The sequence below is a fragment of the Pseudomonas sp. FW305-70 genome (assembly GCF_058783925.1).
In genome coordinates this window covers 12,252-31,629 of sequence record NZ_JBYSYZ010000041.1, presented here as the reverse complement: position 1 = coordinate 31,629, position 19,378 = coordinate 12,252, and the positions used below count along the sequence as shown (strand labels likewise).

General features: G+C 61.3%; 14 protein-coding genes and 2 pseudogenes. 9 read left to right on the top strand and 7 right to left on the bottom strand.

What is annotated here, in order from left to right; translation table 11 throughout:
- Positions 1–56: 56 nt before the first annotated feature.
- The 5 genes from AC3WN7_RS23725 to edd form a co-directional block, all read right to left on the bottom strand.
- Entirely contained in the window at positions 57–1,316 is a 1,260-nt protein-coding gene (locus AC3WN7_RS23725) for a D-mannose isomerase (RefSeq protein ID WP_102675610.1), read from the bottom strand.
- A gap of 236 nt (positions 1,317–1,552) precedes the next feature.
- Entirely contained in the window at positions 1,553–2,980 is a 1,428-nt protein-coding gene (locus tag AC3WN7_RS23720) for an ATP-binding protein (RefSeq protein WP_015096573.1), read from the bottom strand.
- Positions 2,981–3,011: 31 nt separating this feature from the next.
- Positions 3,012–3,743, bottom strand: a complete 732-nt coding sequence (locus AC3WN7_RS23715) for a response regulator (RefSeq protein ID WP_015096574.1) — start codon at positions 3,741–3,743, stop codon at positions 3,012–3,014.
- A 187-nt stretch (positions 3,744–3,930) separates the two neighbouring features.
- Positions 3,931–4,890: a glucokinase gene (locus tag AC3WN7_RS23710; RefSeq protein ID WP_102675764.1), complete on the bottom strand. Its 960-nt coding sequence runs from the start codon at positions 4,888–4,890 to the stop codon at positions 3,931–3,933.
- Positions 4,887–6,713 carry a phosphogluconate dehydratase gene (gene edd, locus AC3WN7_RS23705; RefSeq protein WP_095967940.1) on the bottom strand — a complete coding sequence of 609 codons (1,827 nt, stop codon included), beginning with the start codon at positions 6,711–6,713 and terminating at the stop codon, positions 4,887–4,889. The genes AC3WN7_RS23710 and edd overlap by 4 nt, the downstream gene beginning before the upstream one ends.
- A 220-nt stretch (positions 6,714–6,933) precedes the next feature.
- On the opposite strand from edd, the gene gap reads away from it, so the two are divergent.
- The 6 genes and pseudogenes from gap (at position 6,934) to AC3WN7_RS23675 (ending at position 12,544) form a co-directional block, all read left to right on the top strand.
- Positions 6,934–7,935 (top strand): type I glyceraldehyde-3-phosphate dehydrogenase, encoded by a 1,002-nt coding sequence (gene gap, locus AC3WN7_RS23700; RefSeq protein ID WP_007974423.1) that lies wholly within the window; start codon positions 6,934–6,936, stop codon positions 7,933–7,935.
- A gap of 150 nt (positions 7,936–8,085) precedes the next feature.
- The gene (locus AC3WN7_RS23695) at positions 8,086–8,550 is read left to right on the top strand and encodes a methylglyoxal synthase (protein ID WP_095967941.1); all 465 of its coding nucleotides are present in this window, start codon (positions 8,086–8,088) and stop codon (positions 8,548–8,550) included.
- Positions 8,547–8,684 (top strand): annotated as a pseudogene (locus tag AC3WN7_RS23690) (DUF454 domain-containing protein); the annotation flags it as partial. The gene AC3WN7_RS23695 and the pseudogene AC3WN7_RS23690, both read left to right, overlap by 4 nt.
- A 201-nt stretch (positions 8,685–8,885) precedes the next feature.
- Positions 8,886–10,166: pseudogene (locus AC3WN7_RS23685) on the top strand (methyl-accepting chemotaxis protein); the annotation flags it as partial.
- A 102-nt stretch (positions 10,167–10,268) separates the two neighbouring features.
- A complete protein-coding gene (locus tag AC3WN7_RS23680; protein ID WP_376739137.1) occupies positions 10,269–11,024 on the top strand; it encodes a methyl-accepting chemotaxis protein in 756 nt (251 codons plus the stop codon).
- Between the two features lie 170 nt (positions 11,025–11,194).
- On the top strand, positions 11,195–12,544 hold the full coding sequence (locus AC3WN7_RS23675) for a CoA transferase (RefSeq protein WP_102675762.1): 1,350 nt from the start codon (positions 11,195–11,197) through the stop codon (positions 12,542–12,544).
- A gap of 112 nt (positions 12,545–12,656) precedes the next feature.
- Here AC3WN7_RS23675 and AC3WN7_RS23670 read toward each other — a convergent pair whose 3' ends face one another.
- Both AC3WN7_RS23670 and arcD (AC3WN7_RS23665) read right to left on the bottom strand, forming a co-directional pair.
- Positions 12,657–13,520: a DNA-3-methyladenine glycosylase family protein gene (locus tag AC3WN7_RS23670; protein WP_102675761.1), complete on the bottom strand. Its 864-nt coding sequence runs from the start codon at positions 13,518–13,520 to the stop codon at positions 12,657–12,659.
- Positions 13,517–14,944: an arginine-ornithine antiporter gene (gene arcD, locus AC3WN7_RS23665; RefSeq protein ID WP_095967945.1), complete on the bottom strand. Its 1,428-nt coding sequence runs from the start codon at positions 14,942–14,944 to the stop codon at positions 13,517–13,519. Before arcD (AC3WN7_RS23665) ends, AC3WN7_RS23670 begins: the two co-directional genes overlap by 4 nt.
- A gap of 443 nt (positions 14,945–15,387) precedes the next feature.
- Between arcD (AC3WN7_RS23665) and arcD (AC3WN7_RS23660) the strand changes: the two genes are divergently transcribed.
- The 3 genes from arcD (AC3WN7_RS23660) to AC3WN7_RS23650 all read left to right on the top strand — a co-directional run bounded on the left by arcD (AC3WN7_RS23660) (position 15,388) and on the right by AC3WN7_RS23650 (position 19,184).
- Positions 15,388–16,815: an arginine-ornithine antiporter gene (gene arcD / locus AC3WN7_RS23660; RefSeq protein WP_095967946.1), complete on the top strand. Its 1,428-nt coding sequence runs from the start codon at positions 15,388–15,390 to the stop codon at positions 16,813–16,815.
- Positions 16,816–16,848: 33 nt separating this feature from the next.
- Complete coding sequence (gene arcA / locus AC3WN7_RS23655; protein ID WP_102675760.1) at positions 16,849–18,105, top strand: arginine deiminase; 1,257 nt, start codon at positions 16,849–16,851, stop codon at positions 18,103–18,105.
- Positions 18,106–18,173: 68 nt separating this feature from the next.
- The gene (locus AC3WN7_RS23650; protein ID WP_007974406.1) at positions 18,174–19,184 is read left to right on the top strand and encodes an ornithine carbamoyltransferase; all 1,011 of its coding nucleotides are present in this window, start codon (positions 18,174–18,176) and stop codon (positions 19,182–19,184) included.
- The last annotated feature ends 194 nt before the right edge of the window (positions 19,185–19,378 follow it).

Below are 19,378 nucleotides of genomic sequence, written 5' to 3'. Positions count from 1 at the left end.
AAACAGGGGATATCCCCTCGCAGGTAACGAAGGGATGCGCGAATGTCACCGCATGGTTACATAGAACCGCTCTGGGACAACTGCGCCAGCGCCGTGGCCATGCTCGGTGACAGCGCCAGGCGCGGAATCAGCACGGCTTGCCAGGCATGGTAAAGGTCGGGCTTGCCGGGCCAGATATCGGCACTCGGGCGGTTTTGCGGATCGAGTTCGTGATACCAGCTGCCATCACAGCGGTCGATGAAATGACTGTCACAGAAATCCCAGAACAGGCGGTACCACTGCTCGTACTGCACTTCACCCGTGCGTTTGATCAGCGCACTGGCGGCGGCACTGGCTTCACAATGGGTCCAGTGCAGGCGATGGCGGACCACCGCTTTGTTGTCCCAGTCCAGGGTGTAGACAATCCCCGGCGCGCCATCGATGTTCCAGCCGTGTCGACAGTTGTGCTCGAAGAGTTTTTGCGCGTCGGTGACCAGCCAGCCCGGCGTGAGCATCCCCGCGCTCACCCGCGAAGCTTCGAGATGCAGCAACAGCCGCGCCCACTCGAAACCGTGGCCCGGGGTGGTGCCGTAGGGGCGAAAACCGTCCGCCGGATTGTCACGGTTGTAACCCCGCAGTGGCTGCCAGTGGCGGTCGAAATGCTCGATCACCAGGTAATCGTTGGCAGCGGCGTGACCATGGATCACGCGTTCGACGATGCGCTGGGCGCGGCACAACCAGCGTTTGTCTTGCGTGACATCGGCCAGGGCGAGGAAGGCTTCGGTGGCGTGCATGTTGCTGTTGGCGCCGCGATAGGCTTCCTCTTCACTCCAGTCGCGATTGAAGGACTCGCGCATCGCGCCTTCTTCTTCACTCCAGAACCAGGTGTCGATGATGTCGATGGCATCATCGAGCAAGGCTTGCGCACCGGGACGCTGTGCGACCACCGCCGAACTGGCGGCCAGCGCGACGAAAGCATGCAGGTAGGCGTTCTTGCCGGTGTTGCCGTCGCGATGTTCGGCAGTGGCGAACCAGCCGCCGTGAACCGCATCGCGCAGTGGCCCGCGCAGTGCTGTGACGCCGTGATCGACCAGCTCGGCAAAGCCCGGCAAGCCCTGGATATGGGCCATGGCGAAGCTGTGGGTCATGCGAGCGGTATTCATGGTATGGGCTTGCGCATCGGCCGGGAGGCGACCCTTTTCATCGAGGTTGCCGAAGCCTTCAGGGAGCCTGGAAGCCTTGGCAAAGCTCAACAGGCGCAGGCCTTCGGCGGCGAGCCATTGCTGATGGGCAGGTGCGATCAGCCAACTGCTGAAGGCGGGTTGGAGGGTGTCCATGGCGTACCTTTTTTGTTGTTATGACTGAGGGGCAGCATAAACAACGGAAGGCGGCGGGCTTGTAACGAAGGGGGTGGGTTATGTCACCAGGTTGTGACATTTATCTTGAGGGATGTGTTGAATCTTCTAACGCCTTCGCGAGCAAGCCCGCTCCCACAGTTGATCGCATTCCATCTGGATGAACTCGGTCAAATGTGGGAGCGGGCTTGCTCGCGAAGAACGATAACGCGGTCTGACTAGTCAACGCTGCGTGGCAATTGCAAGGTCACCCGCAACCCGCCTTCACGCAGGTTCTGCAAGCTGACCTCGCCGCCATGGCTATGGGCAATGTTGCGGGCAATCCCCAACCCCAAGCCATAACCCTGCTGCTGCCCGGCCAGACGGAAATGCGGTTCGAACACCTGCTCCAGCCGCTGCTCCGGCACGCCGGGCCCTTCATCATCGACATGCAGGATGAACGCGCGGTCATCGTCATCGATGTGCAGGTGCGCGTTCTGCCCGTACTTCAACGCATTGTCGATCAGGTTGCCGATGCAGCGCTTGAGCGCCAGGGGTTTGCCCGGATACGCCGCCAGCGCCCGCCCCTGCTGGGTCACGCGACCATTGCCGTTGGGGGCCAGGTACGGTTCCACCAGACAGTCGAGCACATGGTTGAGGTCCACCGGCTCGATGTTCTCGTGGATGTCGGTGTCCTTCACGCATTGCAGCGCGCCCTTGACCAGCAATTCGAGCTCGTCCAGATCGCGCCCGAACTTGGCTTGCAGCGTTTCGTCTTCGAGCAATTCAACGCGCAGGCGCAACCGGGTGATCGGTGTGCGCAGGTCGTGGGAAATCGCGCTGAACAACTGGCTGCGCTCGGTCAGGTAACGGCTGATGCGCTCGCGCATGGTGTTGAAGGCGCGCCCGACCTCGACCACTTCACTGCCACCGCCCTCGGCCACCGGCTCCACGTCGGCACCCAGCGACAGATCGCGCGCGGCCCGCGCCAGGCGCTTGAGCGGCCGACTCTGCCAGTGCACCAGCAGGCCGATGAACAACAGCAGAAAGCCGCTGGTCAGGACGATGAACCACACCTGCTGCGCCGGCAGGCCCTGCTCTTCAAGACTGGTGTAGGGCTCGGGCAACAGCGAGGCGATGTACAGCCATTCGCCCGGCGCCATCTGGATCTGCGTGACCAGCACCGGCGGGTTCACCGGTTCCAGGGTCAACGCGTAGTGCGCCCAGGAGCGTGGCAACTCATCGAGTTTCAGGCCGCCATTGAAGATGCGCAGGTCTTCCGGGCTGACGAAGGTCACCGAGATGTCCGTGTCCTGGCCGAGGGACTGGCGCAACACCTCGTCCACCGCCTTGAGCACCGCCTCTTTGCGCGGGGTGATGGGCAGCACTTCCATACCCAGGGGTTTGTCGTTGAGCGTAACCACGAACCGGGTGCCGCCCATGCTGCGCAACTGATCGAGCACCAGAGGCCGAAACGCCACCGGCAACGAACGGAAATAACTGACACTGGCCGTCATCGAATGGGCCAGGCTGCGGGCGCTGGTGACCAGGCCCTCGAGTTGCGTGGCGCGCAGTTGCGACACCCAGATCACGCTCGACAGCGCCTGGGCGAACAGCACGGCCAGCAAGGTCAACAGCAACATCCGCCCGAGCAGCGAACGCGGCATCGGCACCCTGGCGGCGAGCTTGCGCAACATCTCAGTGGCCATTGCCGGCAACCACATTGGCCGCCAGTTGGTAGCCGCTGCCGCGCACGGTGCGGATCAACCGTGGCGGTTTTTCCGTGTCGCGCAGGCGCTGGCGCAACCGGCTGACCGCCATGTCGACGATGCGATCCAGCGGCATCAGTTCACGGCCACGGGTCGCGTTGCCGATGGTGTCGCGGTCGAGGATTTCCTGCGGATGGTCGAGGAACAGTTTCAGCAGTGCGAAGTCGGCACCCGAGAGAATCACCTCTTCGCCATCGATGTGAAACAACCGATGGCTGACCATGTCCAGGCGCCAGTCATCGAAGGCCAACACCTCACCGCCGCTCCGTTCCTGACCGAACTGCGCGCGGCGCAGCAACGCCTTGATCCGCGCCTGCAATTCCCGTGGGCTGAACGGCTTGCCGAGGTAATCGTCGGCGCCCAGTTCCAGGCCGATGACACGGTCGGCTTCGTCGGAACTGGCGGTGAGCATGATGATCGGCACCTGCGCCTGGCGCGGATGCTGGCGAATCCAGCGACACAGGCTGAAGCCGTCTTCGTCGGGCAGCATCACGTCAAGGATCACCAGGTCGGCCGGCGCCTCGTTCAGCGCCTGGCGAAACCCGGCGCCATCGGCAGTGGCACGCACCTGAAACCCGGCGCGAGTCAGGTAGGTGTCCAGCAACTCGCGTATCTCTTGATCGTCATCGACCAACAAAATCGACTTGTTGACTGAGCTCACTTCGAAGGCATCCTTGTTGTTTGAATTGGGCGGATTATGCCTGATGCACCATTTTTACAAACACCACAAAACCACTGTAGGAGCGAGCCTGCTCGCGATGGACTTGAAGGCACCGCGTGCATTCAGAATGCCCGCGTTATCGTTGACGTCCATCGCGAGCAGGCTCGCTCCTACAGGTAATCGGGTTTCAAGCTGGGTTTGATTGTTCCAAGGCCACACCCGCACCCATCAAGCCCGAATACGGCGCCGTCACCAGCCACACCGGAATCCCCTTGAAGTAATCGCTCATGCAACCCTTGTCGGCGAAGCAGCGGGAGAAACCGCTTTCGAGGAAGAAATCGGCAAACCGCGGAATCACCCCGCCAACGATGTACACGCCACCGCGCCCACCGGTGGTCAGCACATTGTTGCCCGCCACGCGACCGAGCCAGCAGCAGAACTGCTCAAGCACTTCCACGGCAATCGGGTCGCCCGCCAGCCCGGCGGCGGTGATGGCTTCCGGCGTGTCGAGCACCGGTGTGTGCCCATCCACTGCACAGATCGCCCGGTAGACGCGGGGCAAGCCGCCGCCGCTCAACGCGGTTTCAGCGCTGACGTGGCCGATCTCGTTGAAGATGTGCTGCCATAGTTGGGTTTCACGCGGGCTACTCAACGGCAGGTCGACGTGACCGCCCTCACCTGGCAACGCAGCAAACCGGCCCTCGCCCAGATCGAGCAAGGTGCCGACGCCCAGGCCAGTGCCCGGGCCAATCACCACAGCCGGGCGCAACGGCTCCGGCACGCCTTCGCAGACCACGCGGAATTCGCCGGGCTGCAAACGGGTCATGCCCAGGGCCATGGCCGAGAAGTCGTTGACCAGCAACAGTTGATCCACCTGCAAGGTCTGGCAGAAACCCTTGCGGCTCAGACGCCAGTGATTGTTGGTGAACTTGAACTCATCGCCACTGACGGGACCGGCCACCGACAGGCACACCGAACCGATCGAACCCGGCGCCAGCCCCAGACCTTTGAGGTAGAGGCTGATCGCTTCTTCCGGGCTGGGGAAATCCGCCGTTGCCAGCACCTGGACCGATTCCAGCTGCTGGTTTTTCCACAACGCGAAACGTGCGTTGGTCCCACCGATGTCACCGACCAAAGCCAGTTTCAATTAAGCGTCTCCAGGGCAGAAGTGAAGGCGCTGGCGCCCTGCTCCGCCGAGCTGAAGGCCATGCGCATGAAACCAAACAGCTCGCGACCGGTGCCGATGTTGTTGCCCAACAGGCCCTTGGCCGGTGTGCGCGCTGCGAATTCTTCGGCGTCCACCTTAAGCTCCAGGGTGCCTTTGACGCCATCGACGCGGATGATATCGCCCTCTTGCACCCGCGCCAAAGCGCCGCCGACATAAGCTTCGGGGCTGACGTGAATGGCCGCCGGAATTTTCCCCGACGCACCGGACATGCGTCCGTCAGTCACCAGCGCCACTTTGAAGCCGCGGTCCTGCAACACGCCGAGGAACGGCGTCATCTTGTGCAGTTCGGGCATGCCGTTGGAGCGCGGCCCCTGGAAGCGCATCACCGCGACAAAATCCTTCTCCAGCAAACCGGCCTTGAACGCATCGGCCAGGTCCTGCTGATCCTGGAACACCATGGCCGGCGCCTCGACGATCTGGTTTTCCACGGCGACGGCGGAGACTTTCATCACCCCGCGACCGAGGTTGCCTTCCATCACCCGCAGGCCACCTTCGGCAGAGAACGCGCGGGCCACCGGCCGCAGGATGGTTTCGTCGAGGCTGTCGGTCACGCCTTCGCGCCACACCAGCTCGCCGTTGTCGAGGAACGGCTCCTGGGTATAGCGGCTCAGGCCATGACCCATCACGGTGTTGACGTTTTCGTGGAGCAGCCCGGCTTCCAGCAGTTCGCGGATCAGGAACGACATGCCGCCCGCAGCCTGGAAGTGGTTGATGTCGGCTTTACCGTTCGGGTAGACGTGGCTCAGGGTCGGCACCACCTCGGAGAGGTCGGCCATGTCCTGCCAGGTCAGTTGAATGCCCGCCGCCATGGCGATGGCCGGCATGTGCAGGGTGTGGTTGGTCGAGCCGCCGGTGGCGTGCAGCGCGACAATCGAGTTGACCAGCGAACGCTCGTCGACGATTTCGCCGATCGGCATGAAGTCGCCGTTCTGCTTGGTCAGGCGCGTGACCTGATGCGCGGCTTCGCGGGTCAGGGCGTCACGCAGCGGCGTGTTCGGATTGACGAAGGACGCACCCGGCAAGTGCAGGCCCATGACTTCCATCAGCAACTGGTTGGTGTTGGCGGTGCCGTAGAAGGTGCAGGTGCCAGGGCTGTGGTAGGACTTCATCTCCGATTCCAGCAGCTCTTCGCGGGTCGCCTTGCCTTCGGCGTATTTCTGCCGCACGTCGGCTTTCTGCTTGTTGGAAATGCCCGAGACCATCGGCCCGCCCGGCACGAAGATCATCGGCAGATGGCCGAAGCGCAGCGCGCCCATCATCAGGCCCGGCACGATCTTGTCGCAGATGCCGAGCAGCAGCGCGCCGTCGAACATGTTGTGGGACAGCGCCACGGCGGTGGACAGCGCGATCACTTCGCGACTCGGCAGGCTCAGCTCCATGCCCGGTTCGCCCTGGGTCACGCCATCGCACATGGCCGGTGTGCCTCCGGCGAACTGGCCGACGGAGCCGATTTCGCGCAGGGCTTTCTTGATCAGTTCGGGAAAGACCTCGTACGGCTGGTGCGCCGAGAGCATGTCGTTATATGACGAAACAATCGCGATGTTCGCGGCGTTCATCATCCGCAGGCTGTGCTTGTCGTCGCTGCCGCAACCGGCCACGCCATGGGCGAAGTTGGCGCATTGCAGCTTGCCGCGCATTGGCCCGTCGCTGGCCGCACCGCGAATCAATGCAAGGTAAGCCTCACGCGTGGCGCGACTGCGGGCGATAAGCCGTTCGGTGACCTCAAGGACGCGGGGATGCATGTGTAGAACTCCAGGCTAACGGATGTGGCGACCTGATTGTCTATGCTGATCAAAGGCCGGTGTCGATGGGATGACAGACGGTTTTCTTGATCGGTTGGACCAGTTGATTCAGGTCACTCGTTGTAGATTGAACAAAATATTGCCATCAAAAAGGCTTGTTTTCTATTTTTTTGCGAATAATCTTGTAATTCCAACAACAAAACGACGGTAGCGCCGCACTATGACTCTTCGAATCGCAATCAATGGTTTTGGCCGCATCGGCCGTAATGTCCTGCGCGCACTCTATACCCAGGGCTACCGTCAGGATCTGCAGATCGTCGCCATCAACGACCTGGGCGACAGCGCGATCAATGCTCATCTACTCAAGTACGACACCGTTCACGGCACGTTCGATGCCGATGTCCAGCACGACCAGGAGAGCCTGACGGTCAATGGCGACCGCATTTCGGTCAGTGCCATCCGCAACCCGGCCGATCTGCCCTGGGCTGCGGAAAAGATTGATGTGGTGTTCGAATGCACCGGCCTGTTCACCGACCGGGCCAAAGCCGCCGCGCATATTACGGCCGGCGCGCGCAAAGTGATTATCTCGGCCCCGGCCAAAGGCGCCGATGCCACCGTCGTTTACGGGGTCAACCACGACATTCTGCGCCAATCGCACCAGATCATCTCCAATGCATCGTGCACCACCAACTGCCTGGCCCCGGTGGCCCAGGTGCTGCACCGCGAGCTGGGCATCGAAAGCGGCTTGATGACCACCATCCACGCCTATACCAACGACCAGCACCTGACCGACGTCTATCACGTCGATCCGTACCGCGCCCGTTCGGCCACCCAGAACATGATTCCGAGCAAGACCGGTGCTGCTGAAGCGGTGGGCCTGGTGCTGCCGGAACTGGCGGGCAAATTGACCGGCATGTCGGTGCGCGTCCCGGTGATCAATGTGTCGCTGGTGGACCTGACCGTGCAGCTCAAGCGTGAAGCGTCGGCCGATGAGGTCAATGCGTTGATGAAAGAGGCCAGCCAGCACTCGAAAATCCTTGGGTACAACACCCTGCCGCTGGTCTCCAGCGACTTCAACCACAACCCCCTGTCGTCGATCTTCGACGCCAACCACACCAAGTCCAGCGGCAAGCTGCTCAAGGTGTTGGCCTGGTACGACAACGAATGGGGCTTCTCCAACCGCATGCTCGATAACTGCCTGGCGCTGTGCAACGCAGAATAAGCAGCACGCCCCCCTTCTTTGTAGGAGCGAGCTTGCTCGCGATGGTCGTTAACGATAACGCGGGGAACCTGATGCCCCCGCGGGGTTCTACAGTCCATCGCGAGCAGGCTCGCTCCTACAAGTTGCGTGTCATGTCTGGAGCAACAATCCATGATCGGCATCAGCTTTACGCAAAAGACCATGGCGGCGCGCAAGCGTATCGCCCTGGTTGCCCATGACCACTGCAAGGCGTTCTTGCTCGACTGGGCCGAACGGCAGAAAGGCAAGCTGGCCCGGCATGATCTGGTTGCAACCGGCACCACGGGGTTGTTGTTGCAACAACGCCTCGACCTGCCCGTGGAGAGCATGATCAGTGGTCCGCTGGGTGGCGATCAACAGCTCGGTGCGCAAATCGCCGAGCAGCGGGTCGACATGCTGGTGTTTTTCTGGGACCCGTTCGAGCCACAACCCCACGACCCGGATATCAAGGCATTGCTGCGGGTCGCGGCCGTGTGGAACATCCCGGTGGCGTGCAACGAATGCAGCGCTGACTACCTGCTCAGCAGCCCGTTGATGGATCAGGCGCATCCCCATCGGATTCCCGATTACGCGAGCTATTTGCAGGGGCGCGCGTAAAGCTTCAGTTATGTGCCGGTCTGATGCTGTTGACGCTCGAACACGACTGGCCGATCTACCTGGCGATTGCCGGGATGGGGCTGGGCAACCTGTGGATCGGGTCACGGCCGGAATCGCTGCCGCAACCCTCCTGAATTCACCCCGCGTTTTTTCCTCTTTTTACCCCCGTTTTCGGCACATTTTTCTGCGCAAACGTTCAACCACTACCGTTCGTCGGTAGCCCATTCATGTAACCTGGCCTTCACGCCGATGTGCATTGATCGGCGCTAAATGGATTTAGCGAGTGAGCCGCAACGGCTCACAGCCAACACTTCATCCATTCGCGAGTTCGCCCTATGTTCGACTCACTGTCCATCCGCCTGAAAATCGTCCTGCTGTCCGGTCTGTGCCTGCTGGGGGTAGTCGCCCTGATAGTGGGCATGAACATCTACCAGACCAATCAGAACGATGACCTGGTCAATGATTCCAGCAGCAGAATGCTCACCGCCAGTGTGCAGGACCTGCTGCAGGCCAAGGCCGCCGAGCAGGCGGTGCGGGTGCAGAAGACGTTCGGCGAAACCCTGACAGTGGTGAGCGCCCTGGCGGACCAGATCCAGGACATGCGCAACCTGGCCGCCAAGCGTTCCCTTGAGCCCGGCGCCTTGCGTGAAGAGTTGAACCAGAGCCTGAAAACCGCCTTCGAACGCAACGGCAAGGTGCTGGGCATCTGGCTGGCATTCGAACCCAACGGCCTGGATGGCAAGGACAGCGAGTTCGTCAACGACGCCGCCCGTCAATCCAACGAGGCCGGTCGTTTCGCCACCTACTGGAGCCGTGCCGGGGGTGAGTCGCTGAACACGATCATGGTCGAAGAGGACATGACCAAAACCACCCTGAACCTCAGCGGCACGCCGTACAACGTCTGGTACACCTGCCCTCGGGACAGCAAGCGCATCTGCCTGCTCGACCCCTACGCCGATACTGTCGGCGGCAAGGAGGTGTTGATGACCACCATTTCCATACCGCTACTGGTGGACGGTAAGTCCATCGGTGTGGTCGGTATCGACATCGCCCTCGACGCCCTGCAAGCGGCGGCGGTCGACTCTCAGCGCGACCTGTTCAACAGTGCAGGGCACATGCTCATCGTTTCCGGTACTGGCGTGCTGGCCGCCTACAGTGTCGATGCCGGTAAGGTCGGCAAAAGCATCGGCGACACCCTGGGTGCCGACGGCAAGGACATCCTGCAACTGCTTGGCAGCGGTGCACCGAAGATTCTCCAGCAAGGCGACCTGATCCGTGCGGTGTACCCGGTCAGCCCGATTGCCGATGCCAAGGCCTGGGCCGTGGTGATCGACTTGCCCAGACAAGTGCTGCTGGCCGACTCGGTGAAGCTGCAAGCGGTACTCGACGATGCCCAGCAAAGCGGCACGATCAAGGCCTTGTCGGTGGCGGTGATTGCCGGTGTGATCGGCCTGCTGCTGATGTGGCTCACCGCGTCCGGGGTGACCCGACCGATCAACAGCGTGGCGCAAATGCTCAAGGCGATTGCCAGTGGCGACGGTGACCTGACCCAGCGCCTGCACTACAGCAAGCAGGACGAACTGGGCGAACTGGTGAGCTGGTTCAACCGCTTCCTCGACAAGCTGCAACCGACCATCGCGCAGATCAAGCAAAGCATCACCGATGCCCGTGGCACGGCCGACCAGTCTTCGGAAATCGCCCGCCAGACCAGTGAAGGCATGCAGGTGCAGTTCCGCGAAATCGACCAGGTCGCCACCGCGTCCAACGAGATGAGCGCCACGGCCCACGATGTCGCCAACAGTGCCTCGAACGCGGCCAACGCCGCCAAGGGTGCCGATCAGTCGGCGCGCGACGGCATGTCAATCATCGAGCGCAGCACCCGCGACATCAATCAACTGGCCGACGAAGTCAGCAAGGCCGTGACCGAAGTCGAAGCCTTGGCGGTGAACAGCGAACAGATCGGCTCGGTGCTGGAAGTGATCCGCAGCATCGCCGAACAAACCAACCTGCTGGCCCTCAACGCGGCGATTGAAGCGGCCCGTGCCGGCGAAAGCGGTCGCGGCTTTGCGGTGGTCGCCGATGAAGTGCGCAACCTGGCCAAACGCACCCAGGATTCGGTGGAGGAAATTCGCCTGGTGATCGAACGCATCCAGTCCGGTACCCGTGGCGTGGTCGCCACCATGCACTCGAGCCAGACCCAGGCCCACAGCAACGCCGGGCAGATCCAGCAGGCGGTCCAGGCCCTGAGCAAAATCAGCGACGCGGTCACCGTGATCAGCGACATGAACCTGCAAATCGCCAGCGCTGCCGAGCAGCAAAGCGCCGTCGCCGAAGAGGTCAACCGCAATGTCTCGGCGATCCGCACCGTCACCGAAACCCTGACCGGCCAGGCCACCGAGTCGGCGCAGATCAGCAGCCAGCTCAACACCCTGACCACACACCAGATGAAGTTGATGGATCAGTTTCGGGTGTAAGTAGCACCACCGGAAACTGTGGGAGCGGGCTTGCTCGCGAATGCGGTGTATCAGTCACCATCATCGTTGAATGATGGATCGTATTCGCGAGCAAGCCCGCTCCCACAGGTTTCATCTGGCTTGTCACCTGATTTGATCTAAGATCTGGCTCTCGCTCCGGAGGGCCTTCGATGACTGATCTGCTCACGTCCATTCAAGCCGCACTCGGTTTGCCTCACACCCCGATTCCATTCACATCTACCGGCGCCCTGCCCTCGGCATTTGCCGTCACCGAACTGGCTTGCGCGAGCATCGCCGCCGCCGGCCAGGCCGCCAGCGAACTGCTGCTCCAACAGACCGGACGCCGGCCCGACCTTGAGGTTGACCGACGACTGGCGTCCTTCTGGTTCGCGACCTCGATTCGCCCGGTCGGCTGGAGCGTTCCACCGCTGTGGGACCCGGTCGCCGGTGACTACGCCACCCGCGACGGCTGGATTCGCCTGCACACCAATGCGCCCCATCACCGCGCCGCTGCCGAACGCGTGCTCGGTGCCTGTGCCGACCGTACCGCAATGGCCGGCAAAGTGGCGCAATGGGCGAAAAGCGAGCTGGAACAGGCGGTGGTCGATGCCGGTGGTTGTGCCGCCGAAATGCGCACCTGGGATCAATGGCAGGTCCATCCTCAAGGCCAGGCGGTCAATGCCGAACCCTTGGTTCTGTTCGCCAACCACCCAAGCCAGAGTCACAAACCGTGGACAGGTTCAGTGACTCGACCACTGGCCGGCATCAAGGTGCTGGACTTGACCCGGGTACTGGCAGGCCCCATCGCCAGCCGCTTTCTGGCAGGCCTGGGCGCCGATGTCCTGCGCATCGATCCGCCGACCTGGAACGAGCCGGGGGTGGTGCCGGAGGTCACATTGGGAAAACGTTGCGCGCGTCTTGATCTGAACGACAAGTCCGACCGCGGCGTATTCGAATCCCTGCTCAAGGACGCCGACATCCTGCTCCACGGCTATCGTGCCGATGCGTTGGAGCGACTTGGCTTGGACACGAATCAACGCCGACAACTGAACCCCGGCCTGATTGATGTTTGCCTCAACGCCTATGGCTGGAGTGGCCCCTGGCAAAATCGCCGGGGCTTCGACAGCCTGGTACAGATGAGCAGTGGCATCGCCGAAGCGGGCATGCGCTGGAAGTCGGCAAACAAACCGACGCCATTGCCGGTGCAGGCACTCGATCACGCCACCGGGTATTTGATGGCGGCCAGTGCGATCAGGTTGTTGGCGCAACGGTTGAGCGGCGGTACTGGCGGCTCGGCGCGATTGTCGTTGGCGCGCACCGCGAAGTTGTTGATCGAGCAGGGGGCCGGCCCGGATGAGTCGTTGCGCGCGGAAGATGTGCAGGATCAGGGGATGATCGTGGAGCAGACACCCTGGGGGCCGGCGCATCGGTTGCAGGTGCCGCTGAAGATCACGGAGACGCCGTTGCAATGGGCGCTGCCGGCAACAGAACTGGGTTCACATCCCGCGCAGTGGTGGTGACCGTCAGATCGCCTTCGCGAGCAAGCCCGCTCCCACATATTATTGCGATCACCTGTGGGAGCGGGCTTGCTCGCGAAGGCGTCAGGACTATCGATACAAATTCCGGATCAACTCAGTCCGCCCGACTCAACGAAGTCCAAAGAAGCTGCGCCGCATACCCGCGATAGGGCCGCCACCCTTCAGCCCGCGCCAACAGTTGCTTCGCCGTCACCGGCCCACCCTCCAGGGCCGCCAACGCATTGACCAGCCCCACATCGCCATTGGGAAAACCATCCATCTCCCGCAACTGGCGCAACGCAATGTATTGCGCCGTCCAGTCACCAATCCCGTGCAACGCCAGTAACCGCGCTACGCCCCCCTCCCGACCGGGCTCGAACAATCGCGGGTCATCGAGCAATGCCTGAGCCACACCCGACAAGGTCCGGCCTCGGCTTTGCGGCATGCCCAACGCAGCCAGATCGGCCTGCGCCAGCACCTGCGCCGTGGGGAACACATGACTCAAACCCGCTAACGGCTTACCCAGTGGCACGCCATATTGCGCCACCAGTTTCCCCGCCAGGCGAATCGCCGCCACCACCGTAATCTGCTGCCCCAGCACCGCGCGGATCGCCAGTTCCAGCCCGTCCCACGCCCCCGGCACACGCAGTCCGGGACGCTCGGCAATCAACCGGGCCATCAGCGGATCACCCGCTAAATGCCGATGGATGGTGGCGAGGTCGGCATCGAGATCGAACATCCGCCGCACGCTTGCGACGATGTCGGGCACGGCGCTCGGGTCGGGAAAGTCCAGCCTCAGCTCAAGGGCGTCAGACGTGGCAGGCCGGATAGAAAAGCTGCCGTGCATCCCCTTCAGATCGATGCTGCGCGAGTAGACGCCGTCGGCAACCGTTTCCAGTCCCGCAATCGCCCGAGCCGACAAAAATCCCAGCATGGCCGGCCAGTCATAGGGTGGCTGATACGCCAGCAACAGCTTCACAGACTCAGCAACCCGCTATACAGCCCATAAGCCGCCAGCCCGGCGCCGCCGATGACCGCGGTGAAAATGCCTTTCTCGAGCGTCGTGAACAATGGCATGCCCTGTTCATGACGCGCCTTGGCAAACAGGATCACACCCGGCGCATACAACAACGCCGACAGCAGCAAATATTTCAAGCCGCCGGCGTACAGCAACCACACCGCGTAACTCAAGGCGATGACGCCAACCAGCAAATCCTTACTGCGCTCGGCGCTTGCCTGCTGGTAGGTTTCCCCGCGCACGCACAACAACACCGCATAGGCCGCCGACCACAGGTACGGCACCAGAATCATCGATGACGCCAGGTAAATCAGACTGGTGTAGGTGCCGGCGGAAAACAGCGTGATCAGCAGGAACAACTGGATCATCGAGTTGGTCAGCCACATTGCATTGACCGGCACACGGTTGGCGTTTTCCCTGGTCAGGAATGCCGGCATGGTCTTGTCTTTCGCCGTGGCGAACAGGATTTCGGCGCACAGCAGCGCCCAGGACAGCAACGCACCCAACAACGAGATCGCCAGGCCGACGCTGATCAGCAATGCCCCCCAGGGGCCGACGATATGCTCAAGCACCGCCGCCAACGAGGGGTTCTGCAGTTTCGCCAGTTCCGGCTGGGTCATGATCCCCAGCGACAACACGTTCACCAGCACCAGCAGTGCCAATACCCCAATGAACCCGATCACCGTCGCCCGGCCCACGTCGGAGCGTTTCTCCGCCCGGGCCGAATAGACACTGGCCCCCTCGATACCGATGAACACGAACACGGTGACCAGCATCATGTGCCGAACCTGATCCATCACACTGCCGAATTCCGGGTTGTTACGCCCCCAGATATCGAGGGTAAAGATATCCGCCTGGAACGCCACGGCGGCAATCACGATGAACATGATCAACGGCACGATCTTGGCCACGGTGGTCACCTGGTTGATGAACGCCGCCTCCTTGATCCCGCGCATCACCACAAAATGCACGGTCCAGAGCAGCACCGAAGCGCAGGCGATGGCGATCGGCGTGTTGCCTTCGCCAAAGACCGGAACGAAATAACCAAGGGTGCTGAACAGCAGCACGAAATAGCCGACGTTGCCCAGCCAGGCACTGATCCAGTATCCCCAGGCGGACGAGAAGCCCATGTAGTCGCCGAACCCGGCCTTGGCATAGGCATACACCCCGGACTCCAGCTCCGGCTTGCGATTGGCCAGGGTCTGGAACACGAACGCCAGGGTCAGCATGCCGACGGCGGTGATCGCCCAACCGATCAGGATCGCCCCGGCATCGGCCCTGGCCGCCATGTTTTGCGGCAGGGAAAAGATCCCGCCGCCGATCATCGAACCCACCACCAGGGCGATCAATGCGCTCAGGCGAAGCTTGTTCGGTGATTGCGACATCGTTGCATCTCCATTTTTCCAGGGGGCGACAACTGCCGCGAGATCGTCACATATCGGGCGTCAACTAAACTGTTGAAGCGTAATAACGTTTATTGGATAACGCCAATATATGTCTCTTTACTTGCACAAAACGGCTATTAGAGGCGCCGATATAATCATTTGTTGTATACGTTTTGCCAATACATCCATTTCGTACAAAAAACCCGTGAGGAAGATTGGCGAATTCTGAAAAACCAACTAGCGTCATAATTCGAAACAAAGTACAAAAGTACTGAAATTATTCACAGAAAGGCTCTAGATCAAGCATTACAAGCAGCCGCCTTGCAAGTGATAGCACTCCGCCACGAAACTGGGAACGCTTTCATTTAGTGATCCAAGTCAGCTGATTGGATAGCCAACGGAATTAGTCTGTTGCCTCTCTTCTCCTGCATTGGAGTCATGCAATGTCTGAAGCTCCCGGAAAACTCAAACTCGGCGCACTGGTTGCATTAGTCGTCGGTTCGATGATTGGTGGCGGGATCTTTTCCTTGCCGCAAAACATGGCCGCCAGTGCCGATGTCGGTGCCATTCTGATCGGTTGGGCAATCACCGCCGTCGGCATGCTCACCCTGGCGTTCGTGTTCCAGACCCTGGCCAATCGCAAACCCGACCTGGACGGCGGGGTCTACGCCTACGCCAAGGCCGGTTTTGGCGACTACATGGGCTTCTCGTCCGCCTGGGGATACTGGATCAGTGCCTGGCTGGGCAACGTCGGCTACTTCGTCCTGTTGTTCAGCACGCTCGGCTACTTCTTTCCGATATTCGGGGAGGGGAATACCCCTGCCGCCGTGATCGGTGCCTCGGTGCTGCTCTGGGCCGTGCATTTCCTCGTACTGCGAGGCATCAAGGAAGCCGCGTTCATCAACCTGGTGACCACCGTCGCCAAGATCGTGCCGCTGGTGCTGTTCATGTTGATCGCGTTGTTCGCCTTCAAACTGGACATCTTCACCGCCGACATCTGGGGCCTGAAAAACCCGGACCTGGGCAGTGTGATGGACCAGGTGCGCAAGATGATGCTGGTCACCGTGTGGGTGTTCATCGGCATCGAAGGCGCGAGCATCTTTTCAGCCCGGGCGGAAAAACGCAGCGACGTGGGTAAAGCCACCGTGATCGGCTTTGTCACCGTGCTGTTGTTTTTGGTCCTGGTGAACGTGCTGTCGCTGGGGATCATGACCCAGCCGGAACTGGCCAAACTGCAGAACCCGTCGATGGCGGCGGTGCTGGAGCATGTGGTCGGCCACTGGGGCGCAGTGCTGATCAGCGTCGGCCTGATCATCTCGCTGTTGGGGGCGTTGCTGTCGTGGGTGCTGCTGTGTGCGGAGATCATGTTCGCCGCTGCCAAGGACCACACCATGCCGGCGTTCCTGCGCAAGGAAAACGCCAACCATGTACCGGTCAATGCCCTGTGGCTGACCAACGCCATGGTGCAGATCTTCCTGATCATCACCTTGTTCTCGGCCAGCACTTACCTGTCGCTGATCTACCTCGCCACCTCGATGATCCTGGTGCCGTACCTGTGGTCGGCGGCCTACGCACTGCTGCTGGCCGTGCGGGGCGAAACCTACGAGGGCGCCTCAGGCGGTCGGCAGAAAGATCTCATCATCGGCGCCGTGGCCCTGGTCTACGCGGTCTGGCTGCTGTACGCCGGCGGCACCAAATACCTGCTGTTGTCCGCCCTGCTCTACGCCCCCGGCGTGATCCTGTTCGCCAAGGCCAAGCTGGAAATCGACAAACCGGTTTTCACCAACGTCGAGAAGCTGATTTTCGCTGCGGTGGTCGTCGGCGCCGTGGTGGCGGCCTACGGTCTCTACGACGGCTTCCTGACCCTGTAATGCAATTGTTTTGTCATCTGGAGGATCACTGTAATGACCACGGAAAAAGTTAAGTACGGCGTCCATTCCGAAGCCGGCAAACTGCGCAAAGTCATGGTTTGCTCCCCAGGCCTTGCCCATCAGCGGCTGACCCCGAACAACTGCGATGAACTGCTGTTCGATGATGTGCTGTGGGTGGCCCAGGCCAAGCGCGACCACTTCGACTTCGTCACCAAGATGCGCGAACGTAACGTCGATGTGCTGGAAATGCACAACCTGCTGACCGACATCGTCGCCATCCCCGAAGCCCTGGACTGGATTCTGGAGCGCAAGATCACCGCCAACTCGGTGGGTCTGGGCCTGATCAACGAAACCGTGTCGTGGCTGCGCAGCCTGGAGCCACGTCACATCGCCGAGTTCCTGATCGGCGGCGTATCGGGCGACGACTTACCGACCAGTTTCGGCGGCAAGGCCATCGAGATGTTCCGCGACTTCCTCGGCCACTCCAGCTTCATTCTGCCGCCGCTGCCCAACACCCAGTTCACCCGCGATACCACCTGCTGGATCTATGGTGGCGTCACCCTCAACCCGATGTACTGGCCGGCGCGCCGCCAGGAGACCCTGCTGACCACCGCCATCTACAAATTCCACCCCGAGTTCACCAATGCCGACTTCCAGATCTGGTACGGCGACCCGGACAAGGACCACGGCAACGCCACCCTTGAGGGCGGTGATGTGATGCCGATCGGTAACGGCGTGGTGTTGATCGGCATGGGCGAACGCTCCTCGCGCCAGGCCATTGCCCAATTGGCCGTGAACCTGTTCAAGAACAAGGCCGTCGAGAAAGTGATTGTCGCCGGCCTGCCAAAATCCCGCGCGGCGATGCACCTGGACACCGTGTTCAGCTTCTGCGATCGCGACCTCGTCACCATTTTCCCGGAAGTGGTGAACCAGATTGTCGCCTTCACCCTGCGTCCCGATGAAAGCAAGGCAGGCGGCATCGACATCCGACGCGAAGAAACCAACTTCCTCGACACCGTGGCCCAGGCCCTCAACCTCAAAGCGTTGCGCGTGGTGGAAACCGGCGGCAACAGCTTCGCCGCCGAACGCGAGCAATGGGACGACGGCAACAACGTGGTGGCCGTGGAGCCGGGCGTGGTCATCGGCTACGACCGCAATACCTACACCAATACCCTGATGCGCAAGGCCGGGGTGGAGGTCATCACCATCAGCGCCGGCGAACTCGGCCGGGGACGGGGCGGCGGCCACTGCATGACCTGCCCGATCATCCGCGATCCGATCGACTACTAACCTATTACCTTGGCCCGCACTTACCGAGTTCGGGCCAAGGGGATAACCGACACCTTAGGAGATCCAAAATGGCGTTCAACATCCATAACCGCAATCTGCTGAGCCTGGAACACCACACCCCTCGCGAATTGCGCTACCTGCTCGACCTGTCCCGCGACCTCAAGCGTGCCAAGTACACCGGCACCGAACAGCAGCATCTCAAGGGCAACAACATCGCGCTGATCTTCGAAAAAACCTCGACCCGCACCCGCTGCGCGTTTGAAGTCGCCGCCTATGACCAGGGCGCCAACGTCACCTACATCGACCCGAACTCCTCGCAGATCGGCCACAAGGAAAGCATGAAGGACACCGCCCGCGTGCTCGGGCGCATGTACGACGCCATCGAGTACCGTGGCTTCAAGCAGGAAATCGTCGAGGAGCTGGCCAAGTTCGCCGGCGTACCGGTGTTCAACGGCCTGACCGACGAGTATCACCCGACACAAATGATCGCCGACGTGCTGACCATGCGTGAACACGCCGACAAACCGATCCACGAAATCAGCTACGCCTACCTCGGCGACGCGCGCAACAACATGGGCAACTCGCTGTTGCTGATCGGCGCCAAGCTCGGCATGGACGTGCGCATCTGCGCACCCAAAGCCCTGTGGCCGGCGGACGACCTGGTCGCCCGCTGCAAACAGTACGGTGAAGAAAGCGGCGCGCGCATCACCCTCACCGAAGACCCGAAAGCGGCGGTCAAGGGCGTCGACTTCATCCACACCGATGTCTGGGTGTCGATGGGCGAACCGGTTGAAGCCTGGGCCGAACGCATCCAGCAACTGCTGCCGTATCAGGTCAACGCCGAACTGATGAAAGCCACCGGCAACCCGCGCACCAAGTTCATGCACTGCCTGCCGGCGTTCCACAACTGTGATACCAAGGTCGGCAAGCAGATTGCCGAGCAGTACCCGCACCTGAGCAACGGCATCGAAGTGACCGATGACGTGTTCGAGTCGCCGGCCTGCATCGCCTTCGAGCAAGCGGAAAACCGCATGCACACCATCAAGGCGATTCTGGTGTCGACGCTGGCTGATCTTTAACGGCTGACTCGGCTCCCACTGACGGAAAAGGGTCAATGTGGGAGCGGGCTTGCTCGCGAAAGCGGAGTGTCAGTCGACATCAATGTTGACTGATGCACCGTCTTCGCGAGCAAGCCCGCTCCCACACTGGTCCGGGTTCCACAGAAAGACCGCGTTGCTTGCAACCTCTTTGCTTAGAAGGACTGACACCATGC